Genomic DNA, 23027 nt, shown 5'->3' on the forward strand with positions numbered 1-23027 from the left:
CGCGTAACCCGCGTACGCGGGCGGGCCCGGCCACCGTCACGGTGGCCGGGCCCGCCCGCCTGCTTACGCCTGCTTACGCCTGCTTACGCCTGCTTACGCCTGCTTACGCCTGCTTACGCCTGCCCGGGGCCGCGCACCGGGATCGACGTGAACGTCGGGGCGGGGGCGGGATCCTGGAAGAAGTCGTTGCCCTTGTCGTCCACCACGATGAACGCCGGGAAGTCCTCGACCTCGATCCTCCAGACCGCCTCCATGCCGAGCTCCTCGTACTCGACGACCTCGACCTTCTTGATGCAGTCCTGCGCCAGGCGGGCGGCGGGGCCGCCGATCGAGCCCAGGTAGAAGCCGCCGTGCGTGCCGCACGCGTCCGTGACCTGCTTCGAGCGGTTGCCCTTGGCCAGCATCACCTTGGAGCCGCCCGCCGCCTGGAACTGCTCCACGTACGAGTCCATGCGGCCGGCCGTCGTCGGGCCGAAGGAACCGGAGGCGTACCCCTCGGGGGTCTTCGCCGGGCCGGCGTAGTACACCGGGTGGTCCTTGAGGTACTGCGGCATCTCCTCGCCCGCGTCCAGCCGCTCCTTGATCTTGGCGTGCGCGATGTCGCGCGCCACGACCAGGGGCCCGGTCAGCGACAGGCGGGTCTTGACCGGGTGCTTGGCCAGCTCGGCGAGGATGTCGTCCATCGGCTGGTTCAGGTCGATCCTCACGACGTCGCCCGACTCGTCGAGCTGCTCGTCGGTGGTGTCCGGCAGGAAGCGCGCCGGGTCGGTCTCCAGCTGCTCCAGGAAGACGCCCTCGGCGGTGATCTTCGCGACGGCCTGGCGGTCGGCCGAGCACGACACGGCGATCGCGACGGGCAGCGAGGCGCCGTGGCGCGGCAGGCGCACCACGCGCACGTCGTGGCAGAAGTACTTGCCGCCGAACTGCGCCCCGATGCCGATCTTCTGCGTCAGCTCGAAGACCTTCTTCTCCAGCTCCTCGTCGCGGAAGCCGTGGCCCAGCTCCGAGCCCTCGGACGGCAGGGCGTCCAGGTAGTGGGCGGAGGCGTACTTGGCGGTCTTCAGCGCGAACTCGGCGGACGTGCCGCCGACGACGATCGCCAGGTGGTACGGCGGGCACGCGGCCGTACCGAGGGAGCGGATCTTCTCCTCCAGGAACCTCATCATGGAGGCCTCGTTGAGGACCGCCTTGGTCTCCTGGTAGAGGAACGACTTGTTGGCGGAGCCGCCGCCCTTCGCCATGAAGAGGAACTTGTACGCGCCTCCGTCGGTCGCGTACAGCTCGATCTGGGCGGGGAGGTTGGAGCCGGTGTTCTTCTCCTCCCACATGGTGAGCGGCGCCATCTGCGAGTAGCGCAGGTTCAGGTTCTGGTACGCGTCGTGGATGCCGCGCGAGAGGGCCTTCTCGTCCTCGCCCTCGGTGAGGACGTTCTGGCCGCGCTTGCCCATGACGATCGCCGTGCCGGTGTCCTGGCACATGGGCAGCACACCGGCGGCCGCGATGTTGGCGTTCTTGAGCAGGTCGAGCGCGACGAACTTGTCGTTGCCCGACGCCTCCGGGTCATCGATGATCTTGCGCAGCTGGGCGAGGTGCGCCGGGCGGAGGTAGTGCTGGATGTCGTGGATCGCCTCTTCGGCGAGCGTGCGCAGCGCCTCCGGCTCGACCTTGAGGAACGTACGGCCGTCGGCCTCGAAGGTGGAGACGCCCTCGGTGGTCACCAGGCGGTAGGGCGTGGTGTCCTCCCCCAGCGGCAGCAGATCGGAGTACGCGAACGCAGGGTTGGGCGGGCGGGAGACAGGGGGCATTACGGCCATTCCTCACTCGGCAGACGGCGACGCGGCCTCCGTTGGCAGCGCGCCCCCAAGCGTAGAACGCCCGGAGCCGCCCCCACCTGTGAGGTAAGGCTCAGTTCCGGGTGCGTACGTCTGGTCGCGATGTATCGCGTTTGGCTAGGCTGGAGGCGTGGACCTCGAGAAGCAGCCCCAGAAGCCGCCCGCGCCCGCCGACCCCGCGTTCCGGGACTCGGACGCCGCGCTCCGCGCCTCGGACGCCGACCGGGACCGGATCGCGGACATCCTCCGGGACGCCCTGGCCGAGGGCCGGATCGACGCGGAGGAGCACGGGGAGCGCATCGACGCCGTCTACCGGGCCAAGACGCTCGGTGAACTGGGACCGCTCGTGCGGGACCTGCCCGCCGCCCGCCCGCGCCCCGAGGCGCCGGGGCGCCAGTCGTACGCGTACGCCGCCGAGGACCCGGCCGCCCCGGCCGACAAGCTGATCGCCGTCTTCTCCAGCGCCACCCGCAAGGGGCGCCGGCGGCTCGGTCGGCGGACCCACGCGTTCTCGCTCTTCGGCAGCGTCGAGATCGATCTCACCGAGGCGGTCTTCACCCAGCGCCTGACCACCATCGACGCCGTCTCGGTCTTCGGCAGCGTCGAGGTCCGCGTCCCCGAGAACATCACGCTGAGGGGCGGCGGTACCGGTGTCTTCGGCAGCTTCGAGGTGGACACCCTGGAAGCCGCGGACCCCGAGGCCCCGGTCGTCGTGGTCAACGGATACGCCGTCTTCGGCAGCGTGGAGGCCCGGCCAGGGCGCGGGCGTCGCATCGCCGACCTCCATCACAAGTTCCGTAAGCACTTGGGTGGTTGATGAGCCACGGCCGGTTTCCTCCGGTCGGAATCCCGCCCCCTGGACCGGGGCGCCACGCAGTGCATAGGCGCGCGCACAGCGGGTAGGGCTTGCTGCATCGTCTCTCGCTCGCGAAGCCGTCGTCAGGAGTAGACCGTGCTGCAACTGCCGCCCCAGCCCCTCCAGGTCGCCGCCGCCGCCCCCTCCCAGCGTCTTCCGGCGCGGGAGGACCAGGCCGGTCCGTGGCACTCGGAGGCGGTGTGCCGCCGGGACGAAGCAGGCCTGTTCTTCGCCCCGTCCAAGGAGCCCACGGCCGCCCGGCTGGCGCGGGAGGAAGCCGCGAAACGGGTCTGCGCCCGCTGTCCGGTCATGGTCGAGTGCCGGGAGCACGCGCTGCTCCAGCCCGAACCGTACGGCGTGTGGGGCGGCCTGACGGCGGCCGAGCGGCGCGTCGTGCTGGCCCGGCGCAGGCGCCGCGAGGTGGAGCTGAAGAAGGCCTCCTCGACCGGTCCCCGCATCGCCGCCGCCGGCTGACCCCGGCTGGTCTCCTCCGCACCCCCGGCTCTCCTCGGCACCTCCGGCCGGTCCGGCACCTCCGGCTCTCCTCCGCACCTCCGGCCGATCCCGGCACCTGCGGCCGGTACCGGCTTCCTTCCGAGGGCTTCCGGCTCTCCTCCGGCACCTCCGGCTCTCCGCCCGATCCGCCCGGTTCGGCCGTGCGGCTCGTCCCCGGCGTACGGGAGAGGGGCGCCCCCACCGCACATGGGGGCGCCCCTCTCCGTGTCCGTACTCCCGCGCGTACCGCGGCCGCGGGCTACTTCGCGCGGTCGAAGTCGATCTGGCTGTACGCGCGCAGCTTCGACAGCCGGTGCGTCGAGTCGATCTGCCGGATCGTGCCCGACTTCGAGCGCATGACCAGCGACGAGGTGGTCGCCGTCTCGGCGCGGTAGCGCACCCCGCGCAGCAGTTCGCCGTCCGTGATGCCGGTCGCGACGAAGAACACGTTGTCGCCGCTGACCAGGTCGTTCGTGGACAGGACCCGGTCCAGGTCGTGGCCCGCGTCGATGGCGCGCTGGCGCTCCTCGTCGTCCTTCGGCCAGAGCTTGCCCTGGATGACGCCGCCCAGGCACTTGATCGCGCAGGCGCTGATGATGCCCTCGGGCGTACCGCCGATGCCCATCAGCAGGTCCACGCCCGTGCCCTCGCGCACCGCCATGATCGAACCGGCCACGTCACCGTCCGAGATGAACTTGATGCGCGCACCCGTCTCGCGGATCTCCTTGACGATGCCCTCATGGCGCGGGCGGTCCAGGATGACGACCGTGACGTCCTCGGGGGAGGAGTGCTTCGCCTTGGCGACGCGGCGGATGTTCACGGACACCGGGGCGTTGATGTCGACGTAGTCGGCGGCCTCCGGGCCGGTGACGAGCTTGTCCATGTAGAAGACCGCGGACGGGTCGAACATGGTGCCGCGGTCGGCGGCCGCCAGTACGGCGATCGCGTTCGGCATGCCCTTGGCGGTGAGCGTGGTGCCGTCGATGGGGTCCACGGCGATGTCGCACTCGGCGCCGGTCCCGTCGCCGACGCGCTCGCCGTTGAACAGCATCGGGGCTTCGTCCTTCTCGCCCTCACCGATCACGACGACGCCGTTCATGGAGACGGTGGACACCAGGGTCCGCATGGCGCGTACCGCCGCGCCGTCGGCGCCGTTCTTGTCCCCACGGCCGACCCAGCGGCCGGCGGCCATGGCGGCGGCCTCGGTGACCCGGACCAGCTCGAGGGCCAGGTTGCGGTCGGGGGCCTCGGGAGAGACCTCGAGCTCGGACGGCAGATGATTGTCGGTCATCGGAACGCACCTTTCTGTACGGCGACGGCCGCAAGTGAAGAGGGTGCTGCGACTCTATCGGTAGGTCGACATATTGAGCAGAGGGGCCCACGTATGAGCAGGCCACCCTGATGCGACCATAGGGGGCGTGGCAGGTATGCGTGGCAAGCAGACAGTGCGCGGGATGTTCCAGTCGATGGCGGTCATCTGCGCCGCAGCGGGCGTGATCTATCTCTTCGTTCCGCACGACGACAAGGCGGACCCGATCAAGCCGGTCGACTACCGGGTCGAGCTGGTGACCGCGCAGCGCGCGGCCCCCTACCCGGTGCTGGCGCCGGAGGGCCTCCCCGGCGGCTGGACGCCGACCTCGGTCGCGTACGACCGCGAGGGCGGCAACGCCTGGCATCTCGGTTTCCTGACGCCGGACCGGCAGTACGTGGCGGTGGAGCAGTCGACGGCGGTGCCGGAGAAGTACGTCGTCGAGGTGACCCACGAGGCGCGGGACACCGGCCGGACGCGGCAGGTGGCGGGCAGGGCCTGGCAGTACTGGGAGGGCCCGAAGTACGACGCGCTGGTCCTGCGCGACAAGGGCGTCACGACGGTCGTGACCGGGACGGCGACCCAGGAGCAGCTCGGGCGGATGGCGGCGGCGCTCCAGCCGGCGAAGAAGGGCTGAAGGGCTGAAGGGCCGGCGGGCGGACTCCGCCCGGCGCGGCCGGCCCGGCGAACGGCGACGGCCCCGGGCACCAGGGGGGATGGTGTCCGGGGCCGCCGGTCGGTGGGCCGTCGGGTCAGACGGTGGTGATGACCTCGTCGTAGGCGAGACGGGGGCTGCGCGGGAACGAGGCGCCCTCGCCCGGCTTGCCGATGTTGACGATCATCAGCGGGGTGTGGTCGCCGTCGAGGAACTCCTTCTGGACGCCCGCGAAGTCGAAGCCCGTCATGGGGCCTGCGGCGAGGCCGGCGGCGCGGATTCCCACGATGAAGTACGCGGCCTGCAGCGCGGCGTTCAGGCCGGCGGCCTGCTCGCGGGCCGGGCGCTCGGCGAAGAACACGTCCTTGGCCTGCGGGAAGTGCGGGAACAGGCTCGGGAGCTCCTCGTGGAACTCGTTGTCGGCCGCCAGGATCGCGACCAGCGGGGCCGACGCGGTCTTGGCCTGGTTGCCCTCCGCCATGTGCGGGATCAGGCGCTCGCGGGCCTCCGCGGAGCGGACCAGGACGACGCGCAGCGGCGACTGGTTGAAGGCGGTCGGCCCGTACTTGACCAGGTCGTAGATCGCCTGGACCTGCTCCTCGGTGACCGGCTCGTCGGTGAAGGTGTTGGCGGTGCGGGCCTCGCGGAAGAGGAGGTCCTGGGCGGCGGGGTCAAGAACGAGGGACATGCTGGTGCCTTTCGGACGTGCAAAGGATCAAGCGATGTGCTCCACCGTACGCCCGAGATAGGTTAACTTTCAACTAAGCGGGGTCGGGGCGCCTCGTGAGACCCCTCACACGCCGGTCCCGGGGGCTCACTCCCCCTGGTCCACCGGGGCCTCCTGCTCGGCCAGCGCCGCGTCCAGACGGGCGCGGACGCCCTCCAGCCAGCGGCGGCACACCTTGGCCAGCTCCTCGCCCCGCTCCCACAGCGCCAGCGACTCCTCCAGCGTGGTGCCACCCGCCTCCAGCCGGCGGACGACCTCGATCAGCTCGTCACGTGCCTGCTCGTACCCGATCGCGGTTTCCGTCGTGTTCGCTGCCATGCGGACCACCCTACGGGCGGGGTACGACAACGTCGGCGGCCACGCGCACGGACAACTCCCCCTCGGCGACCCGCGCCCGCAGCTCCTCGTCCGGTGAGACCTCCTCCGGCGACCGCACCACCGACCCGTCCGCCCGCTGGAGCACCGCGTACCCCCGCTCCAGCGTCGCCGCCGGCGAGAGCCCCACCACGCGCGCGTGCGTGTGCCTCAGCTCGGAGTCCGCCCGGTCCAGCAGGTGGCCCAGGACACGGCGGCTCCGCGCCAGCAGGGCGTCCACCTCCGTCTCCCGCTCCTCCACCATCCGCTGAGGGTGCTCCATGACCGGCCGGGCAAGCGCGTGCGCCAGGCCCCGTTCCTCACGGTCGAGCAGGCCCCGCACCGTGCGCAGCGCCCGGTCGCGCAGGCCCCGCACCCGGTCCAGCTCCTCGCCCACGTCCGGGACGACCTTCTTGGCGGCGTCGGTCGGGGTGGACGCCCGCAGGTCCGCCACCAGGTCCAGCAGCGGGGAGTCCGGCTCGTGCCCGATCGCCGACACCACCGGCGTACGGCACTCGGCGACGGCCCGGACGAGCTGCTCGTCCGAGAACGGCAGCAGGTCCTCCACGCTGCCACCGCCCCGAGCCACGATGATCACGTCCACGTCCGGCAGCTCGTCCAGCTCCTTGACCGCCCCCACCACCTGCGGAACGGCGTGGACGCCCTGCACCGCCACGTTCCGCACCTCGAAGCGGACGGCCGGCCACCGCCGCCGTGCGTTCTCCAGCACGTCACGCTCGGCGGCCGACGCGCGGCCGCACACCAGGCCGATCAGCTGCGGCAGGAACGGCACCGGCTTCTTGCGGTCGAGCGCGAACAGCCCCTCCGCGCCCAGGGACCGCTTCAGCATCTCCAGCCGGGCCAGCAGCTCCCCGATCCCCACCGGCTTCATCTCGGTCGCCCGCAGCGACAGCTGCCCGCGCGGGGCGTACCACTCGGGCTTGGCGCGCACCACGACCCGGGCGCCCTCGGCGACCACGTCGGCGACCGCGTCGAACACCTGCCGGTAGCAGGTGACGCTCACGGAGATGTCGTACGACGGGTCGCGCAGCGTCATGAACACGACGCCCGCGCCGGGCCGCCGCGACAACTGGGTGATCTGCCCCTCCACCCAGACGGCACCGAGCCGGTCGATCCATCCCCCGATGAGCCGCGACACCTCACCGACGGGCAGGGGAGCTTCGGCAGACGTATTGAGACCCATGGAGCGAGCGTACGCGCCCGCTACGACAACGCCCCCGCCCCGGCCGGGACAGGTCCGCGCCACGGTCCTGCGCCGGCAGGCGGCTCCGCCGCACCCCTGCCGTGACCGTGCGGCCACGCTCGTGGAGCGCCGCGCCGCCACGTCGGCCTCGCCCGTGTCGCAGGCCCCCAGCCGCCCCCGCGCCCACCGGCCCCCGCCCGCCCGTCCGCGCCCATCGGCCCCCGCCCGGACGCCCGCGGCCGCGCGGCCTACACCGCCCGGTTCCGCCGTCCCCGCCGCACCGCGAGCACCAGCAGGCCCACCGCCAGCCACAGCGCGCCCACCACCAGGGCCGGGGCGGCCGCCTCGACGATGACGGCGACCAGGATCACCGCGCCCACCACCGGCAGCACCACGTGCCTGAGCCGGTCCGGAGGCGCCCCCGTCCCCGACCTCCGTACCGCGAACCACCCCACCACGCTCGCGTGGAGCAGCACGAACGCCGTCAGCGCCCCGATGTTCACCACCGACACCAGGCGGTCCATCCCGTCACCGCGCCGCGCCGCCCACACGGCCGCCACCATCGTGACCGTGGCCGCCAGCAGCAGTGCCACGCGCGGCACGCCCCCATCCGTACGCGCCAGCACGCGCGGCAGCCGCCCGTCGCGCGCCATGGCGAACAGCAGCCGCCCGGCCGCCGCCTGCCCCGCCAGCGCCGCGAACGCCGCGCCGATCGCCTTGCTCGTCGCCACCAGGTCGTGCAGCCACCCGCCGACCGAGGCGTTCACCGCGTCGTAGAACGCCGACCCCTGCCGCGCCGGATCCGCCGCCAGCTCCGCCGACGACACCGGCTCCAGCAGCGCCACCAGGTACGTCTGCGCCACGAACAGCACCCCTGCCAGCGCCAGGCAGCACAGCACCGCCCGCGCCACCTTCGCCGAGCCCCCCGTCACCTCCTCCGCGAACGAGGCGATCGCGTCGAAACCCAGGTACGACAGCACCGCCACGGACACGGCCCCCAGCACCGCGGCCGACGAGAACCCGGCGTCCCCGGTCAGCGGTGACAGCCATCCGCGCTGCGCCCCGTCCCGTACCAGCACCACGACCGCCGACACCACGAACACCAGCAGCACCACGAGCTCCAGCCCCAGCACCGCGAACCCCACCCTGGCGGCCGCCCGCACGCCCCCCAGGTTGAGCAGCGTGGTGAGCACCACCGCGAGCGCCGTCCACACCCACCGGTTGACGGCCGGTACCAGCGCCTCCATGGCGATGCCCGCGAAGAGGTACGCCACAGCCGGGATGAGCAGGTAGTCGAGCATCACCATCCAGCCCGCGACGAACCCCGGACCTTCCCCCAGCCCCTTGCGCGCGTACGCGAAGACCGACCCCGCCTGGGGGGCCACCCGGACCATCTGGGCGTAACTGAACGCGGTGAACGCCATCGCGACCGTCGCCACCAGATAGACCAGCGCGACGGCGCCGTGCGACCGGGCGTCCAGGGTGCCGAAAACGCCGACCGGCGCCATGGGGGCGATGAAGAGCAGCCCGTAGACCACGAGGTCCCGGAAGCCCAGCTCCCGCCGCAGCCCGGTGTGCTCGTCCGTCCTCCGCGTACGGGTGGTGCCGGTCATGCCCCCAGTCTCAGCCGCCCGGCGGATCTCCCGCTCCTTATGAGCGCCCTTACGATGGGGACATGACTGCTACGCCTGCCAGCCCGTCGTCCGACAAGCGCGTCCTCCTCGCCGCTCCCCGTGGCTACTGCGCGGGCGTGGACCGTGCCGTGATCGCCGTGGAGAAGGCTCTGGAGCAGTACGGCTCGCCGATCTACGTCCGGCACGAGATCGTGCACAACAAGTACGTCGTACGGACCCTGGAGAAGAAGGGCGCCATCTTCGTCGACGAGACGGCGGAGGTCCCCGAGGGGTCGATCGTGATGTTCTCCGCGCACGGCGTGGCGCCGACCGTCCACCAGGAGGCCGCCGAGCGCCGGCTCGCGACGATCGACGCGACCTGCCCCCTGGTCACCAAGGTCCACAAGGAAGCGGTCCGGTTCGCGGGGGAGGACTACGACATCCTCCTGATCGGTCACGAGGGACACGAGGAGGTCATCGGCACCTCCGGCGAGGCCCCGGACCACATCACCCTGGTGGACGGCCCGGACGACGTGGAGAACGTGACCGTGCGGGACGAGTCGAAGGTCGTCTGGCTCTCCCAGACCACCCTCTCGGTCGACGAGACCATGGAGACGGTCGACAAGCTGAAGGAGAAGTTCCCGAAGCTGATCTCCCCGCCGAGCGACGACATCTGCTACGCGACGCAGAACCGCCAGACCGCCGTCAAGCAGATGGGCGCCGAGGCGGACCTGGTCATCGTCGTCGGTTCGAAGAACTCCTCCAACTCGGTCCGCCTCGTCGAGGTCGCCCTCGGCGCGGGCGCGAAGGACGCCCACCTGGTGGACTTCGCCGAGGAGATCGACGAGGCGTGGCTGGAGGGCGTCTCCACGGTCGGTGTCACCTCCGGTGCCTCCGTCCCGGAGGTACTGGTCGAGGGCGTCCTGGAGTGGCTGGCGCGGCGCGGCTTCGAGGACGTGGAGATCGTGAAGGCCGCCGAGGAGTCGATCACCTTCTCGCTGCCCAAGGAGCTCCGCCGCGACCTGCGCGCCGAAGCGGCCGCTCTCAGCGAAAAGCAGTGAGCGAAAGGCGGTAACCGTCAGCGCCTCGCCGTAACGTTGAGTCCATGAACGTCTTCGGAGTGGACATCGGCGGGTCGGGGATCAAGGGCGCTCCCGTGGATCTGGAGCGCGGAGATCTGGCCGAGCCCCGCCACAAGGTACTGACACCGCACCCCGCGACACCCGACCGTGTCGCGGGGTGCGTCGCTGAGGTCGTCGAGCATTTCGGCTGGTCGGGCCCGGTCGGCGTCACCTTCCCCGGTGTCGTCACCGGCGCCACCATCCGCACGGCGGCGAACGTCGACAAGGGCTGGGTCGGCGTCGACGCCGCGGCGATGCTGGGTGAACGGCTGGGCGGGATGCCGGTCACCGTCCTCAATGACGCCGACGCCGCCGGAATCGCGGAGATGACCTTCGGCGCGGGACGCGACCGCAAGGGCACGGTGATCATGCTGACCTTCGGTACGGGCATCGGCAGCGCGGTCTTCACCGACGGCGGGCTGGTGCCCAACACGGAGCTGGGGCACCTGGAGCTGGACGGCCACGAGGCGGAGAAGCGCGCGTCGACGAAGGTCAAGGACGACAAGGACCTGAGCTGGGAGGACTGGGCGCAGCGGGTGCGGAAGTACCTGGCCCACGTGGAGATGCTCTTCTCGCCCGAGCTCTTCATCGTGGGCGGAGGCGTCAGCCGCAAGGCGGAGAAGTTCCTGCCGCTGATCAAGGACATCCGCGCCGAGATCGTCCCGGCGGAGCTGCAGAACAACGCGGGGATCGTGGGCGCGGCGATGGCCGCCGCGGCCCGCTGAGGCGCCGGAGGCCGGAGGCCGGAGCGCCGGAGACCGGACCGCCGGCGCCGAACACGACCCGGGCGGTGGGGCGGACGGGCGGCCGTGCCCGGGCGGCCGGAGCGTCAGCGCTGGGTGGCCCGGGCGGCGGTCGTGGTCCGCTGCCGCCGCCCCATCTGCCGCACCTTGCGTACGGAGGCGATGAGGCCCGCCACCAGCGTGCCGCCGTACAGCCAGCCGGCGTGCACGGCGAGCGTGGTGACCACCGCCATGATCCGGCCGCCCAGACCGCCGGTGCCCCCGGCGATCGGTACGACGCCCGCGGCGAACGCGATGGGCACGCTGATCGGCGCGGTGACCAGGTCGGCCTCCCGTACCCACAGCGCGGTCAGGGCGCTGACGGGCAGGAAGAGCAGCCCGTACACCAGCGGGGAGCCGTCGAGGAGCAGCCGGTCGAGGCAGCCGAGCAGGAACATCGTCGCGGCGGCGAACAGCCCGGCGCCGAGTCCGGTCAGGCGGGGCGCGGGCAGCCTGCGCAACGCGAGCACCACGGGCGGCACGGCCCGCCCCCGGGGCCGGCCACCCGGCCGCCGGGGCCGACCGCCGGGCGTGCCGGGCCCGCCGGACGAGCCCCCCGTGCCGCCGGCCCGGCCACCGGGCGCGGCCTTGCCGCCGGGGGGCCGGGCGGGAGACCGCGCCGGACGTGTCCCGACGGGGCGGGTACCCGTGCCGTCGATGAGCGCGCCCTGCGGCACGGCGCCCGGGGCCGCGGGGGCCACGGGGGCCACGGGGGCCGTCGGGCCCGCCGGGGCCTGCGCCCGCTGCCGGCGCTGGGGGGAACTGTTCCTGTGCTGCTCCACCCGCACAACGTAGGTCGGAATGGGCCGGGAGTCCGGCATGGGACACGCACTTTGAGTGACCTTGGCCAAGAGTTCGCCCAACGGCCGCCGTCACTGCCCGCTCCGCCACGCCCGTAAACTGGGGGGTCGGCCCACCATCCTCACTTCTAGGGAAGTCGCCAACGTGTCGCTCACGATCGGAATCGTCGGCCTGCCGAATGTCGGCAAGTCGACCCTGTTCAACGCCCTGACCAAGAACGACGTGCTGGCGGCCAACTACCCGTTCGCCACCATCGAGCCGAACGTCGGCGTCGTCGGCGTGCCCGACACCCGTCTCACCAAGCTGGCCGAGATCTTCAGTTCGCAGCGGGTCCTCCCGGCCACGGTCGACTTCGTCGACATCGCGGGCATCGTTCGCGGCGCGAGCGAGGGTGAGGGCCTGGGCAACAAGTTCCTGGCGAACATCCGCGAGTCGGACGCGATCTGCCAGGTCATCCGTGCCTTCAAGGACGAGAACGTCGTCCACGTCGACGGCAAGGTCTCGCCGAAGGACGACATCGAGACGATCAACACCGAGCTGATCCTCGCCGACCTCCAGACCATCGAGAAGGTCCTGCCGCGCCTCCAGAAGGAGTCCCGGATCAAGAAGGACGTCGCGCCGAAGGTCGCGGCGGTCGAGGCGGCCAAGGAGATCCTGGAGAGGGGCGACACCCTCTTCTCGCAGGGCATCGTCCAGGGCTCCGAGAAGGCCGAGCTGCTGCACGACCTCCACCTGCTCACCACCAAGCCGTTCCTCTACGTCTTCAACGTCGACGAGGACGAGCTCACGGACGACACCTTCAAGGACGAGCAGCGCGCCCTGGTCGCCCCGGCCGAGGCGATCTTCCTCAACGCCAAGCTGGAGGCGGAACTCGCCGAGCTCGACGACGAGGACGCCATGGAACTCCTCCAGTCCGTCGGCGCCGAAGAGCCCGGCCTGGCCACCCTGGCCCGCGTCGGCTTCGACACCCTGGGCCTCCAGACCTACCTGACGGCCGGCCCCAAGGAGTCCCGCGCCTGGACGATCAAGAAGGGCGCGACGGCCCCCGAGGCGGCCGGTGTGATCCACACCGACTTCCAGAAGGGCTTCATCAAGGCCGAGGTCATCTCCTTCGCCGACCTCGTCGAAACCGGCTCGGTCGCCGAGGCCCGCGCGGCGGGCAAGGCCCGCATGGAGGGCAAGGACTACGTCATGCAGGACGGCGACGTGGTGGAGTTCCGCTTCAATGTGTAGCGGGTGACTTAGCGTCACTCCGCTGACCTGGCAAACATGCAGGTCAGAGAGGGCCCAGCTCTTCGGAGGCGGGCCCTTTCTACTTTCCCGTGCTGGGATGGTGCTGGGTTGGGATGAGGACTCCCGTGCCGAGTTCCGCACGGCGTGCCTCGTGGCGGACGTGAGGTGGCGATTGCTGCGTCGGTCGGCAGGTGTGGACGGAGGAGGCGCCTCGGCTGCTGGCACTTGCTGGTGTCGCGTACGCGCAGGCGATCGAGCATGCGTGACTGGGCGCCGGCTTCGACCTGTGTGAGGGTGCTGGGTATGGGTGCTCTGCCGGGAGGTGCACCCGGCTCAGAGATATCCAGAGGCATTGCCCCGCGTGAAATGGTCGCAGCGTCGCTAGCCTTGTGCTGCTGTCCCCCTGATGCCGGCAGATGTCAGACGTCTTTGATCCGTACGCGATCACCGCACAATTTCGACCAGTCGTCGCGATCCGAGGTCAGTACGAGGACGGGTGCCGGGGAGCGAAGCGCCATCGCGGTGACGAGGGCATCAATGGCGTACTTGTGGCCATGTAGGCCGCCGGCGTCGCTCAGCAGTTGCACCGAGGTGAGGCTGTCCGCCTGGGTGACGTCTTGGACCTGAAGGCGGGAGAGGAGCCAGCGCAGCCGGGCGGTATCCGTCTTCCCGTAGTCGGCCTCCACCACCGTCAGGGCCGACACGAGGACGGGCACGCCCACGCGCCGAGCAGCCTCGATCCGGATGATCATCTGGCGGTCGTTACGCAGCAGCAGCGACAGTGCCTGGGAGTCGAGCACCAGGGACCTGACCGCGGGTTCCTTCACGCGGCGCTGTCGTTCGACGCGTAGGGCGCTGGTGCGTCACCGAACAATTCGCTCTGCGCGGCCTGCACTTCGGCCTCGCTCAACGGCTCGTGCTCGTCTTCGTAGGCGGCCACGATCTCGGCGAGGCCGTCCATGGCCAGCTGATGCCGTACCGCCGCCGTTACGTACGCGGACACGCCGCGCTTGCCGGTACGTGTGCGCAGAGCACCGAGGAGCTCCGAGGGCATCGAGACGGAGATGTTCTCCGTGCCGCCGGGGCGGGGTGACTTCATGGGATCAATCTAGTACAGAAATTATTACAGCGCCGAGGTTCTGTGCGGCTTGCATGCTTGACGCATAGTGTTGGCGCTCTGGATCTTCTTGTGCTGTGTCGAGAATCCCGTGCTGGGATGGTGCTGGGGTGCGCCCACAGAACCGCAGGTCAGGCCGGTTGTGGGGGAGTTCCGCTTCAACGTGTGAGCGGATCGTTGCCATGCGCTAGGTGACTCGTCAAGTGCGCAGACGGTAGGGGGCGACCTCCGAGGAGGTCGACGCCTACGTCACGTCGTCACCGTGCCGGATGGGTGCTGGGGAACCTGGCGCTGAGTCAGTTGGAGTCAGGTGCCGTAAACGGTGGAGCGATGTCCGACGTGAATGACCCAGACCACCAGTTCTCCGTTGTCGATCGTGTAGACGACGCGGTAGTCGCCGACTCGCAGCCGGCGACGCTCGGGCTGGGACACCAGAGCGGTGGTGTTGAAACCGAGGGGGTCGCTCTCCAGCTCGGTCAGCTTGGCCAGGATGCGGAGCGCCATGTCGCGGGGGATCTTGCGTAGCTCCGCCTGGGCTTCGGGTCGGAAGGCGGTGCGGTACTCACTCACCGCGTGCCAGCGTCTCCCTCATGATGTCCTCGATCGGGATGCCGGGCGCCGGGTTGGCCATGCGCTTGTCGATGATCCGGTTGATCTCGCGCTCTTCCCATTCCTGGTACTTGCGCAGCACCTCGATGGACACCACTGCGGCGACTTCCTTGCCTCGGCGCGTGATGACCGTGGGTACGTCGTCGCGGTCCGCGCGCTCCACGACCTCGGCCAGGTGGGCGCGCACGTCGCGGATGGACTCTATGGGCAGCGGCTGTGTCATGAGCCCAAGGGTACCGAGTGTCGCATGTGTACACAACGTCCACGGCGCCTCTGTGGCGCTCTGTCGCTCACGCTGGTTGCGCTGGTTGTGCGCGCACCGTGCTGGATTGGTGCTGAGATTTCCCGAAGAACCGCCGGACCCCTGAATCTTTCGACAGGTGGCCGCTCCGCCCGGGAGTGCTGATAGTGGTACGTTATCCAGTACCGCTACTGGGAAGGGCAGGTCATGTCCATAACTGCGAGCGAAGCCCGCAAGGCGCTCTTTCCGCTGATCAAGAAGGTCAACGACAACCACGAGGCCATCGAGATCGTCTCCAAGCACGGTAATGCGGTGCTCGTCTCGGCCGAGGACTATGCGGCGCTACGTGAAGGCTCCTACCTCCTGCGCTCTCCAGCGAACGCTCGCCGGTTGCTCAAGGCGTACGAGAACGCTCTGACCAACATCAACGTGTCCGAGCGGGAGCTGATCGACCCCGACTCGCCGGATGCGGCACATGAGGGTGCCGGATGAGGCTCGTCTTCGAGGGCCAAGGCTGGGAGGACTATACGTCCTGGCTCAAGCACGACCGCAAGATGCTCGCTCGTATCAACAAACTTATCGAGGACGTCAGGCGTGATCCCTTTTCGGGAATCGGCAAGCCTGAGCCGCTTAAGTACCACTTGCCGGGGGCCTGGTCGCGACGGATCGATGACGAGCACCGCCTCGTCTACCTGGTGACGGACAAGGAGATTGTCATCCTCGCCGCCCGGTACCACTACTGATCGGTGAGCGATCGGTCTGGCTCTTTGCGCGATATCGCGATCTGCCCTAAGGGCTCATTTTCGATTCTCCGTTTCTCATGGCTGCGAGGACTGGCGAGCGGGGGCGGGCGGACCAGGGAATGGTCTTGCCCGAGTCCCAGGGCAGCAAAAGGCCCCCCTGTCGCGGTGTGCGGCGAAGGGGAGCCTCGTAGAGCCGACCGTTTACCGGATTAGATTCCGTTCTGGTCGTCCTCGTCCCATGAGCGGGGTTCGGCGGGCCGGCGCGGGCTGTGTGAAGAGTCCCAGAAGTGGGGAGACTGCGTGCCGTCCTCGCTCGTCTCCCACCTGTCCTGGCCCCGGTCCCATTCGTTTGCGCTGCTCTCCGCCGTCCTCGGCGTGAACGTGCTCGCACCCGGGTCCACGTCCGTATCGGTGAACGGCGGGCCTCCCGGGGCCGGGGGACGGGGCGACCAGGCACCCGTGGTGTTCCCCTCGCCCGAAGGCTCATCCTCCGGGCCCTCGTCGGGGGCCAGGCCAAAGACCCGCCTGATCTCGTCGGCGGCCTCGTCCAGCCCTTCCGATTTCAAGAACCGCATCACGCGGTGTGCGAGCACCGTGTGCCCGTCCATGTCCGGCTTCAGGCCCGCTTCCGTCAGCAACAGGCGCAGTCGATCCGAGACCCCTACTTCCTCCTCGCGGTCGAACACCCCTCCTCCGTGGCCGTCCCCGCCCCACAGCGGGCCCCCGACAGTCGCTTCGTCCCGCGCGCCCACGGGTGGGACGAGCAGGTGGCGGAAGAGCTCGGGCACCTCCTCGTCGTTGGCCGCCGCCGCGACCCGGGCGAGCGGGCCGATCATGTCGACCGCCTTCTCGATCTCGTTCTCGTGGCGGGCGAGCCACCACACCACCGCGCTGCCCGCGCTCTTGAGCACGTCGTCACCGAGGTAGCGCCGCTTGTTGCGCTCGTGCTGTCGCTCGTACTCCCAGATCTCCTCGTCCTTGCGAAGGTCGTTCAGCTTTCGCAGGCGTTCGCGGTCGGCGGGGGCGAGGGTCAGCGTCACATCGGCCGCCATAGCCTTCACCCTTCCGCTCAGGTCCGGGAGCAAGATGCCCAGCTGCCCCTCCAGGAGGTACCGCGCGAAGCTCGCCCGGTCGGGTTCCTCGTGGCGGACGACCGCCAGGGCCCGGCTGACGACCGAGGACGCGGCGAGGGCCGGGGAGGCGCTGTCGGACCGGCCGGCGTGGTCGGGGACCGGCTTCCACCACACGGTGGCGGAGAAGAGGAAGTCGTAGCCGTCCGTCGCGCTCGGCAACGCCGCGTCGATCACCCGTGTCTCCTGGTACGGCTGCTCCGTCGGTGCCGCGGGCGGCTCGGGTTCCCCGGGCTCGTCCGGGTCGGCCGACGCGCGGCCACCGCTGAGGACCGTCATCACGAGCAGGAGGGAGCCGGAGGCCGTGACCATGGACATGAAGCCCCACAACCACGCCGACCAGTGCAGAAAGCTTCCGAGCACAACCGGTGCGAGGCCGCAGAGAGCGACGAACAGCAGGCTGGGAGAACGGTGTTTCATCGTTCCTCTTCCGTGGTCCGTGGTTCGGCGCCCGCACGCTCCGTACTCTCCGTGCGGGCGTACTGCGCGTGGTCGATGTGCTGCCAGAAGAGGGTGGCGACGGCTGCCCGGGACGGGTGGCGCGCGGGCCGTGCCCAGTCGCAGGCGATGACGTAGAGGCGGTGGAGAGCGGCCGTGCGGCCGTGCGTCGCCCCGACCATCACGTCCAGCGCCATCTCCTGCGTACGGTCGTCCGCCACGGTGTCCAGCCAACTGCTCACCAGCGGGTTCCAGAGATCCGTCGGCGGTTGGGAGAACACCGTCTTCCAGCCCAGGAACAGGTCCGACCAGCGGGGCGGGTACGGTGCTCGGTCGCTCCTCAACAGCTCTGTGAGCAGGCGGAGATGGAGATCTCCCCCGGGTGGCCCCCGACGCGTCCGGTCCCGCAGGCGGTCGATCAGCAGCCGGTAGAGCCGACGGTCGCGGCTGGCGAGGTCGAGAAGCGCTTCCCGGGCCCCGTGCGCTGCCTCCCCCCTCCGTACGGCGAGGTGGTGGAGTCGCACCATCGCTTGATCCGGGTGCGTCGCGCCGATGCTCTGGCGACAGGCGGTCGTGATGACACGGGCCAGGCCGTCCGGCAAGGAGCCGGGCCTCGCGACGCACTCGTACATCCGCCTGCGGAACCATCCCCCGAGGTTCTCGTGGCTGAGACCGAGTTCGAGGGCCGTCACGGCTCGCGGATCGCCGGACGCCTTGGCCGCGCGGTTCGCCCAGCGCGCCGCGAGGTCGAAGAGGTGGTCCGGCCGCCCAACAGCCAGAGACCGCTCGCCGAAGCGGACGACGACGTCCACCTGGTCGGCGGTGGTCAGGCCGTCCAGCCCGGCGGCACAGTCGATCCAGTCCCTGAGGTCGTCGCGTACCCCGGGGAAGTTCGCCCAGAAGTACGTCCGTACCGCGTCGGCGTAGGCCAGCCGCTCGAAGCGGAGCCGTCCGTCCGGGGCCCGCTCGATCCCCAGCCCTTGCAACCGCTCTCCGAAGTCCGTCCGCGCGAACTCGGAGGTCACCTCCTCCTTGTGCCCCACCTTCTTCATCAAGCTTTGCCATGCCTCATAGACGGTGTCGGCGCGAGCCCCCTCGAACACTGCCGCCGCGAGCAGCAAGGCCCGCTCGGGCACGGTGCGGACTGCGATCATCTGCCGACCCACCTCACCGGCACGGTCGGTCACCGCGTGTAGCGCCTGGTCGAGCCATCCCGAGAAGTCGGTGCCGAACCGGCCGCTGTCGCGGGCGGCCTTCACCAGCCCCGCGAGCCGCGCCAGTTCCCGCATGGGGGAGCGGTCACACAGGCGCTGGAGGTCGGCGCTCCCCAGGTCCGTAGGGTGGAAGGCCATCCGGTCCATGCGGAGGTACCGGGTGACGACGGCGATGCCCCGGGGGCGCTCCAGCTTCACCATGTGCGGTTCGAAGTCTGGTGCATGGGCGTGCTCCATGACCGACGGCAGGACGACGACCATGTGGGCCCCCGCCTCCTGGACCTTTGACCGGTGTACGGCCAGACGGCGCTGGGCCTTGGTGTACTCCTCTTCATCGGTGATCCCGGAGAGGTCGAGAAGGAAGCGGTCCCCCTCACCGGGGGCGAGTGGCTTCTCGTTCCTGTCCTCGTCCTTGGCCGTGGCGGGAAGCTCCTCGACCCGAGCCCTCTCCTCGTCGGCGCTCCCGTCCTCACCGAACCCGTGCAGCAGCATGATCGCCGCCGCTCGGCGGCCACTGCCGGGCGGTCCCTCCAACAGCACCACCGATCCCGGTTTCTCCAAGTGGTCGACCGCAATGCGGTAGCCCCTGGGGGGAACGAACCGGTCGGCCAGGCGCACCCGGTCCTCGCGGGCGATCCGGAGGTACTCGACCCCTTTGCGAATCGTCCAGTCCGTGCCGGCGCCGTAGAAGACGTACTGGTGCCCCTCGCCGTTGTTCACCGGGGCGCGCGGATCGTTGACGGTGACGCGGTCCTGCCCGGTCATCGCCCGTCGTCCGAGCGCCGGCGCTCGCGCTCGAAGCGCTGGTGGACCGTACCGCTGTTGTCGCCAGCCGTGAACTGGACCCCGGTGTTGTCGCCCTCGAAGTGAGGCGCGTTGTACTGGTGGCCCCGGCCGGTGTTCACGGGACCCTGCGGCTCGTTGACGAAGGTGCCGGACAGGTCTCCGTTGAGGTTACCGATGCCGCCGCGCACGCGCTGTTCGACGTCACGCGTCCGCATCCTGGTGTGCCCGGAGTCCCGGGCCGACTTCTCGCGGGACTTCGCCTCCGTCCGCTCCCGCGCCGCACTGGCGTCGCGGTCCTCCTCTCCCAGGCCGGGCAGCAGCCGGGCGAGGGTGTCCCCGAGCGCCGTCAGGTCCGACTCGGCGTTGCGGTGGTCGAACCGCCTGTACTGGCAGTCCGCGAGCTCCAGCAAATCGTCCGGAAGGACGGTCCGGTCGATCCGCGTGGCCTTTCCGACGAGCACGGGGATCACCAGGATCCCGCGGTCGAGCGCGGTCTGGATCTCGCGACGGGTCCAGTCCTGCTCGGCTTCCAGGGCGGGGCGGCCGTCGGGCCCCCGCACCTCCGCCCAGCGCGGGCCGATCACTACGAGGAGGGCTTGGCACCCCTCTACGGCCCTGATCAGTTCCACCGGGAAACGGCGTCCGGGCTCGATCGAGTTGCTGGCGAAGAAGATCCGCTCGTTGCCGAACCTCCGGGCGAGGTCCCGAGCGATCATGGTCGCGGCGGATTCCTCGTCGCCTGTCCGGTAGTTGACGAAGACGTCGGGCATGAAGGTTCCCTTCGTGGGAGAAAGACGGGTGAACGGGCACGGCGCTGTGGAGCGGGGTCCCGGTTCACCCGAGCCATGAGGTACCGACCGTGTGACGGCATGGCGCGTCCACGGGAGGGCATGGGATGAAGGGGCACCGCCTGTGCGCCACCGGCCGCGTACAAACCCGAAAAAGCCGGGGGCGCGATGCGACGCGTCGGGCGGAGATCAGAGAGCCCGCCGGGGATCGTGGGATGTGGAAGGCCGGAAGGCCGGAAAGACCGGGTGGTCCGGGCGGCTCGAGTCCGTGTCGGTCGTGGGGCGGCTGTCAGCCGTGCGCGGGGGCGAGTGTGCGTGCCAGCGCGGGCTGCAGGTCACGCACGGCGCGGCTGCTCCGAAACCGGGACAGTTCTCGTGCGAGACGCCGGACGTCACTGTTCACTGTCGCCGAGGGTACGGCCGGCATCACTCCCAGGAGATCCCCGGCGATCGCGCACGCGTGCTCGACCTCCCCGGAGGCGGCATGGGCCAGGGACCTGCGGAAGCCGTACCGGGCGCGGGTACGCAGCGCGTGAGGCGGGAGGCGGCGGTACTCCCGATCGAGTACCTCGGCGGCGGCCTTGGGGCGCCCGAGGTCGTGCAGGCACCAACCGGTCGACATCGCCGCCGGATCGCTTACGTGGGAGGTGCCGATCACGGGCTCGGCGCCGTTGCGGGCGCCATCGTCGGCGAGTAGTTCCCGCGCTCTGTCGAGGCTGCGGAGGCAATCGACTTCGTTGCCGGCAAGTGCGTGCCCCTGGGCCTCCCGTTGGGCCGCGAGTCCCCGGATGCGCGGCGGGAGCTCGCTGCCCTGGGCGCGGCGGGCCAGGGCGATGGTGCCAGTGGCGTCCCCGCCGTACATCGTGACCAGGGCGCGACGTACCAGTGCGTAGGAACGGAGGTACGGGTCACCCCCGGCGTGCGCCAGTTCGGCGGCCTCGCCCGTCCAGCCGAGTGCCGCGTCGCTGTCCCCGGCCTCCTGGGCCATCCAGCCGGTGAACTCCGCGAACCGCGAGGCGAGGAGGAGCGCGGCGGCCCGGGAAGCGGACCGGGCGTCGGAGGCCAGACCGGCGATCACACGGGTCTGCGTCTCCAGCAGGGGCAGCAGGATCTTGGGAGCGGTGGACTGACCGAGCTTCCGCAGCTGGTCGAACTGCATGCGGTAGGAGGCCAGGAGGGGTTCGTCGGCGGAGGACAACGCCTGACCGCCGAGTTTGAGGCCGAGGTCGATCAGTGCTCCCGTACCCGCCGAGAGGACCGCCCGGCGCCCGACGAGCCAGCGGCTCGGGCCGGCGGAAGCTTCGGCGGTGCTCGAATCCGAGTCCGCTTCGGGGCGGGTGACCAGGCGCTGCAGCTCGCCGTCCGCGCCGAGGAAGGCGTCGCACCGCCGGGCCAGTTCGGGGGACGCGGAACGCTCCCCGCGCTCGACCTTGCTGAGGTGTCCCTTGTCGTAATTGAGCGCCACGGAAAACTCGGTCAGCGTCAGCCCCGCTTCCACTCGTAAACGGCGAAGTTCCGGGCCGAAACCTAAAGTCGTGCTCATAATCAACCTCCCCTTGGATAGCGACCACGAGAGCCGTCCGCCCTCACGAGAGCCGTCGTCCGACGGTCAGGTCGACGCAAAGCCGGACGGTGAACACCCGCTGTAACGACGTCGTTTCGCTTCGCGTCTTAAAGTGAGTCTGGCACGACGCGCGTCTGGAGAATCGGGGTTCGCTGGTGTTGCCCGTTGCCTCTTTCGTTCTCCGTTGTTCCCTGCCCACCCCTCGGTGTGGCCGGGATCGTCCATGATCGGGACGAAATGGTCGAGAATGACAGGATCACGAGCGGGCCCGGCCGTTCACGAAGTCGCAGCGCTCGATTGCGTAGTCGTAGTCGGTCTCCTCGGGTGCCGGAACGGCATCGGTCACCTCTCCGGGTGTAGGTCGGTACGGTCGTGCTCGGATGGCTGACGCCTCGTCACCTGTCCTCATCCGGTGGTTATCCGTACCGTGCTGGGGTTGCGTTGGGATGTCGCGGGGAGCGCCGTCTGCCGCGCCCGGTAGCCGTAAGGGCTGATCGGTGTCCGATTTCCTGGCCGTCTTCCCCATCTCGATCGAGGGCCCTGGGGGCACCTTGGGTTGCGATGTCGCGCGAAGGCGGGGCCTCGCCGGGGTAACCGGCAGTGTGGGCGCGGCTGGATGCGCTGGACCGCGATGGGCTGCTGGCGGTGTGCGCCCCGACCGAGTACGAGGTTCTGTACTCGGCGCGCGGAAGGCCCGAGGCGCTGCGGCTGCGCACCCTGCTCCGTGGGTTCGACGGCCTGCCCTGCGATGACGAAGAGTTCGATCGGGCGCCGGAGATCCAGGTCCTGGCCCTGAGCGCCGGCTTTCATCGGGCGCTGTCGCTGGCCGACGTCCTCATCGCGGCGACTGCCGAGCGGCATCGGGCCACGGTCCTGCAATACGACGGCGACTTCGACATGATCGCTTCGGTCGGCGGGCTGCAAGCCGAGTGGGTCGTGGAGCCCGGCACCGCCGACTGAGCCGGGGAGACGGATGCCGTGCCAGGTATGCCACGGCAAGTGAAGTCGGGATCCGCTCGGCCGGAGCCGGAGCCGGAGCCGGAGCCGGAGCCGGAGCCGGAGCTTCGAGCACCCGTCTGCCGGCGTCCGCGGACGCCGGGTAGCGTCCTTGGCGTCGACGTTGTCGCCGCTCCGGCCCGCCGTCGTGGGGGCACGCTCCGTGCGTCACACGGAGAGGGTGACCTCGTGGATCTCGTCGGCGGCGTGGCCCGTGCGTTCGTGGACGCGCTGCACCGCTTCGGGCGAGGGGCCGGTGGACAGGCAGTACACCGTGCCCGACTCAGGGTCGGCCCAGGCGTGCTCGAAGTGCACCCCTTCTTCCTTCTCTATGGCCAGGTCCGCCTGGTGGGCCTGGTTCAGCTGCTGGGACGTGATGCCCTTCATCCCGTGGTGGACGTCCATGTACGTGCCCATGG

The 23027-nt window shown here is 70.2% G+C and carries 25 protein-coding genes; 9 read left to right on the plus strand and 16 right to left on the minus strand.

Translation table 11 applies throughout. The features are described from left to right. Positions 1-113: 113 nt before the first annotated feature. Entirely contained in the window at positions 114-1805 is a 1692-nt protein-coding gene (locus ABD347_RS04430) for a fumarate hydratase (RefSeq protein ID WP_344356538.1), read from the minus strand. A gap of 157 nt (positions 1806-1962) precedes the next feature. Here ABD347_RS04430 and ABD347_RS04435 point away from each other — a divergent pair, with 157 nt between their 5' ends. Together ABD347_RS04435 and ABD347_RS04440 are read left to right on the plus strand one after the other, a co-directional pair. After that, positions 1963-2649: a DUF1707 SHOCT-like domain-containing protein gene (locus ABD347_RS04435; protein WP_344356540.1), complete on the plus strand. Its 687-nt coding sequence runs from the start codon at positions 1963-1965 to the stop codon at positions 2647-2649. A gap of 135 nt (positions 2650-2784) precedes the next feature. Further along, positions 2785-3162, plus strand: coding sequence for a WhiB family transcriptional regulator (locus tag ABD347_RS04440; RefSeq protein WP_344356542.1), 378 nt, complete (start codon positions 2785-2787; stop codon positions 3160-3162). 280 nt (positions 3163-3442) lie between these two features. Here ABD347_RS04440 and glpX read toward each other — a convergent pair whose 3' ends face one another. Continuing rightward, entirely contained in the window at positions 3443-4474 is a 1032-nt protein-coding gene (gene glpX / locus ABD347_RS04445; RefSeq protein WP_031078366.1) for a class II fructose-bisphosphatase, read from the minus strand. Between the two features lie 136 nt (positions 4475-4610). Here glpX and ABD347_RS04450 point away from each other — a divergent pair, with 136 nt between their 5' ends. Beyond that, positions 4611-5129, plus strand: coding sequence for a DUF4245 domain-containing protein (locus ABD347_RS04450; protein ID WP_344356754.1), 519 nt, complete (start codon positions 4611-4613; stop codon positions 5127-5129). Between the two features lie 115 nt (positions 5130-5244). Here the strand turns inward: ABD347_RS04450 and ABD347_RS04455 are convergent, their stop codons facing one another. The 4 genes from ABD347_RS04455 to ABD347_RS04470 all read right to left on the minus strand — a co-directional run bounded on the left by ABD347_RS04455 (position 5245) and on the right by ABD347_RS04470 (position 9045). Continuing rightward, positions 5245-5835 (minus strand): malonic semialdehyde reductase, encoded by a 591-nt coding sequence (locus tag ABD347_RS04455; RefSeq protein ID WP_344356545.1) that lies wholly within the window; start codon positions 5833-5835, stop codon positions 5245-5247. Between the two features lie 126 nt (positions 5836-5961). Continuing rightward, positions 5962-6192: an exodeoxyribonuclease VII small subunit gene (locus tag ABD347_RS04460; RefSeq protein WP_344356547.1), complete on the minus strand. Its 231-nt coding sequence runs from the start codon at positions 6190-6192 to the stop codon at positions 5962-5964. Positions 6193-6202: 10 nt separating this feature from the next. Next, positions 6203-7432 carry an exodeoxyribonuclease VII large subunit gene (gene xseA, locus ABD347_RS04465; protein ID WP_344356549.1) on the minus strand — a complete coding sequence of 410 codons (1230 nt, stop codon included), beginning with the start codon at positions 7430-7432 and terminating at the stop codon, positions 6203-6205. A 248-nt stretch (positions 7433-7680) separates the two neighbouring features. Further along, the gene (locus ABD347_RS04470) at positions 7681-9045 is read right to left on the minus strand and encodes an APC family permease (protein ID WP_344356550.1); all 1365 of its coding nucleotides are present in this window, start codon (positions 9043-9045) and stop codon (positions 7681-7683) included. A gap of 62 nt (positions 9046-9107) precedes the next feature. On the opposite strand from ABD347_RS04470, the gene ABD347_RS04475 reads away from it, so the two are divergent. Beyond that, positions 9108-10106: a 4-hydroxy-3-methylbut-2-enyl diphosphate reductase gene (locus ABD347_RS04475; protein ID WP_344356552.1), complete on the plus strand. Its 999-nt coding sequence runs from the start codon at positions 9108-9110 to the stop codon at positions 10104-10106. Between the two features lie 44 nt (positions 10107-10150). Next, positions 10151-10891 (plus strand): polyphosphate--glucose phosphotransferase, encoded by a 741-nt coding sequence (gene ppgK, locus ABD347_RS04480; protein WP_344356554.1) that lies wholly within the window; start codon positions 10151-10153, stop codon positions 10889-10891. Between the two features lie 104 nt (positions 10892-10995). Here the strand turns inward: ppgK and ABD347_RS04485 are convergent, their stop codons facing one another. Next, positions 10996-11430 carry a DUF6542 domain-containing protein gene (locus ABD347_RS04485; RefSeq protein ID WP_344356557.1) on the minus strand — a complete coding sequence of 145 codons (435 nt, stop codon included), beginning with the start codon at positions 11428-11430 and terminating at the stop codon, positions 10996-10998. 463 nt (positions 11431-11893) lie between these two features. Here ABD347_RS04485 and ychF point away from each other — a divergent pair, with 463 nt between their 5' ends. Next, complete coding sequence (gene ychF / locus ABD347_RS04490; RefSeq protein WP_344356559.1) at positions 11894-12982, plus strand: redox-regulated ATPase YchF; 1089 nt, start codon at positions 11894-11896, stop codon at positions 12980-12982. 419 nt (positions 12983-13401) lie between these two features. Here ychF and ABD347_RS04495 read toward each other — a convergent pair whose 3' ends face one another. From ABD347_RS04495 to ABD347_RS04510, 4 genes are all read right to left on the minus strand, one after another. Further along, entirely contained in the window at positions 13402-13809 is a 408-nt protein-coding gene (locus tag ABD347_RS04495) for a PIN domain-containing protein (protein WP_344356561.1), read from the minus strand. Then, entirely contained in the window at positions 13806-14081 is a 276-nt protein-coding gene (locus ABD347_RS04500; RefSeq protein ID WP_344356564.1) for a hypothetical protein, read from the minus strand. Before ABD347_RS04500 ends, ABD347_RS04495 begins: the two co-directional genes overlap by 4 nt. Positions 14082-14405: 324 nt before the next feature. Next, positions 14406-14669, minus strand: coding sequence for a type II toxin-antitoxin system RelE family toxin (locus ABD347_RS04505; RefSeq protein ID WP_344356566.1), 264 nt, complete (start codon positions 14667-14669; stop codon positions 14406-14408). Continuing rightward, on the minus strand, positions 14662-14931 hold the full coding sequence (locus tag ABD347_RS04510) for a type II toxin-antitoxin system Phd/YefM family antitoxin (protein ID WP_344356568.1): 270 nt from the start codon (positions 14929-14931) through the stop codon (positions 14662-14664). The genes ABD347_RS04505 and ABD347_RS04510 overlap by 8 nt, the downstream gene beginning before the upstream one ends. Before the next feature lie 225 nt (positions 14932-15156). Between ABD347_RS04510 and ABD347_RS04515 the strand changes: the two genes are divergently transcribed. Together ABD347_RS04515 and ABD347_RS04520 are read left to right on the plus strand one after the other, a co-directional pair. Further along, on the plus strand, positions 15157-15441 hold the full coding sequence (locus tag ABD347_RS04515) for a type II toxin-antitoxin system Phd/YefM family antitoxin (protein ID WP_344356571.1): 285 nt from the start codon (positions 15157-15159) through the stop codon (positions 15439-15441). Beyond that, positions 15438-15692 (plus strand): Txe/YoeB family addiction module toxin, encoded by a 255-nt coding sequence (locus ABD347_RS04520; protein ID WP_344356572.1) that lies wholly within the window; start codon positions 15438-15440, stop codon positions 15690-15692. Before ABD347_RS04515 ends, ABD347_RS04520 begins: the two co-directional genes overlap by 4 nt. A gap of 209 nt (positions 15693-15901) precedes the next feature. On the opposite strand, the gene ABD347_RS04525 is transcribed toward ABD347_RS04520, so the two are convergent. The 4 genes from ABD347_RS04525 to ABD347_RS04540 form a co-directional block, all read right to left on the minus strand. Then, a complete protein-coding gene (locus tag ABD347_RS04525) occupies positions 15902-17242 on the minus strand; it encodes a hypothetical protein (protein WP_344356574.1) in 1341 nt (446 codons plus the stop codon). After that, on the minus strand, positions 17239-19239 hold the full coding sequence (locus ABD347_RS04530; protein ID WP_344356576.1) for a hypothetical protein: 2001 nt from the start codon (positions 19237-19239) through the stop codon (positions 17239-17241). The genes ABD347_RS04525 and ABD347_RS04530 overlap by 4 nt, the downstream gene beginning before the upstream one ends. Continuing rightward, the gene (locus ABD347_RS04535; RefSeq protein ID WP_344356577.1) at positions 19236-20030 is read right to left on the minus strand and encodes a toll/interleukin-1 receptor domain-containing protein; all 795 of its coding nucleotides are present in this window, start codon (positions 20028-20030) and stop codon (positions 19236-19238) included. Before ABD347_RS04535 ends, ABD347_RS04530 begins: the two co-directional genes overlap by 4 nt. A 307-nt stretch (positions 20031-20337) precedes the next feature. After that, positions 20338-21591 (minus strand): helix-turn-helix domain-containing protein, encoded by a 1254-nt coding sequence (locus ABD347_RS04540; RefSeq protein WP_344356579.1) that lies wholly within the window; start codon positions 21589-21591, stop codon positions 20338-20340. A 621-nt stretch (positions 21592-22212) separates the two neighbouring features. Here ABD347_RS04540 and ABD347_RS04545 point away from each other — a divergent pair. Beyond that, complete coding sequence (locus ABD347_RS04545; protein ID WP_344356581.1) at positions 22213-22572, plus strand: PIN domain nuclease; 360 nt, start codon at positions 22213-22215, stop codon at positions 22570-22572. A gap of 204 nt (positions 22573-22776) precedes the next feature. Here ABD347_RS04545 and ABD347_RS04550 read toward each other — a convergent pair whose 3' ends face one another. Continuing rightward, positions 22777-23025: an SCO4226 family nickel-binding protein gene (locus tag ABD347_RS04550; protein WP_344356583.1), complete on the minus strand. Its 249-nt coding sequence runs from the start codon at positions 23023-23025 to the stop codon at positions 22777-22779. Between the last annotated feature and the right edge of the window lie 2 nt (positions 23026-23027).

The organism is Streptomyces gobitricini, from assembly GCF_039532985.1.
Lineage (GTDB): Bacteria > Actinomycetota > Actinomycetes > Streptomycetales > Streptomycetaceae > Streptomyces > Streptomyces gobitricini.

What these genes read in the sequence shown, in the direction of transcription:
- ABD347_RS04515 (WP_344356571.1), top strand. Translation starts at nt 15,157, where the DNA reads ATGTCCATAACTGCGAGCGAAGCCCGCAAGGCGCTCTTTCCGCTGATC.
- xseA (WP_344356549.1), bottom strand. Translation starts at nt 7,432, where the DNA reads ATGGGTCTCAATACGTCTGCCGAAGCTCCCCTGCCCGTCGGTGAGGTG.
- ABD347_RS04530 (WP_344356576.1), bottom strand. Translation starts at nt 19,239, where the DNA reads ATGACCGGGCAGGACCGCGTCACCGTCAACGATCCGCGCGCCCCGGTG.
- ABD347_RS04455 (WP_344356545.1), bottom strand. Translation starts at nt 5,835, where the DNA reads ATGTCCCTCGTTCTTGACCCCGCCGCCCAGGACCTCCTCTTCCGCGAG.
- ABD347_RS04475 (WP_344356552.1), top strand. Translation starts at nt 9,108, where the DNA reads ATGACTGCTACGCCTGCCAGCCCGTCGTCCGACAAGCGCGTCCTCCTC.
- ppgK (WP_344356554.1), top strand. Translation starts at nt 10,151, where the DNA reads ATGAACGTCTTCGGAGTGGACATCGGCGGGTCGGGGATCAAGGGCGCT.
- ABD347_RS04520 (WP_344356572.1), top strand. Translation starts at nt 15,438, where the DNA reads ATGAGGCTCGTCTTCGAGGGCCAAGGCTGGGAGGACTATACGTCCTGG.
- ABD347_RS04525 (WP_344356574.1), bottom strand. Translation starts at nt 17,242, where the DNA reads ATGAAACACCGTTCTCCCAGCCTGCTGTTCGTCGCTCTCTGCGGCCTC.
- ABD347_RS04540 (WP_344356579.1), bottom strand. Translation starts at nt 21,591, where the DNA reads ATGAGCACGACTTTAGGTTTCGGCCCGGAACTTCGCCGTTTACGAGTG.
- ABD347_RS04450 (WP_344356754.1), top strand. Translation starts at nt 4,611, where the DNA reads ATGCGTGGCAAGCAGACAGTGCGCGGGATGTTCCAGTCGATGGCGGTC.
- ABD347_RS04460 (WP_344356547.1), bottom strand. Translation starts at nt 6,192, where the DNA reads ATGGCAGCGAACACGACGGAAACCGCGATCGGGTACGAGCAGGCACGT.
- ABD347_RS04430 (WP_344356538.1), bottom strand. Translation starts at nt 1,805, where the DNA reads ATGCCCCCTGTCTCCCGCCCGCCCAACCCTGCGTTCGCGTACTCCGAT.
- ABD347_RS04535 (WP_344356577.1), bottom strand. Translation starts at nt 20,030, where the DNA reads ATGCCCGACGTCTTCGTCAACTACCGGACAGGCGACGAGGAATCCGCC.
- ABD347_RS04500 (WP_344356564.1), bottom strand. Translation starts at nt 14,081, where the DNA reads ATGAAGTCACCCCGCCCCGGCGGCACGGAGAACATCTCCGTCTCGATG.
- ABD347_RS04550 (WP_344356583.1), bottom strand. Translation starts at nt 23,025, where the DNA reads ATGGGCACGTACATGGACGTCCACCACGGGATGAAGGGCATCACGTCC.
- ABD347_RS04510 (WP_344356568.1), bottom strand. Translation starts at nt 14,931, where the DNA reads ATGACACAGCCGCTGCCCATAGAGTCCATCCGCGACGTGCGCGCCCAC.
- glpX (WP_031078366.1), bottom strand. Translation starts at nt 4,474, where the DNA reads ATGACCGACAATCATCTGCCGTCCGAGCTCGAGGTCTCTCCCGAGGCC.
- ABD347_RS04470 (WP_344356550.1), bottom strand. Translation starts at nt 9,045, where the DNA reads ATGACCGGCACCACCCGTACGCGGAGGACGGACGAGCACACCGGGCTG.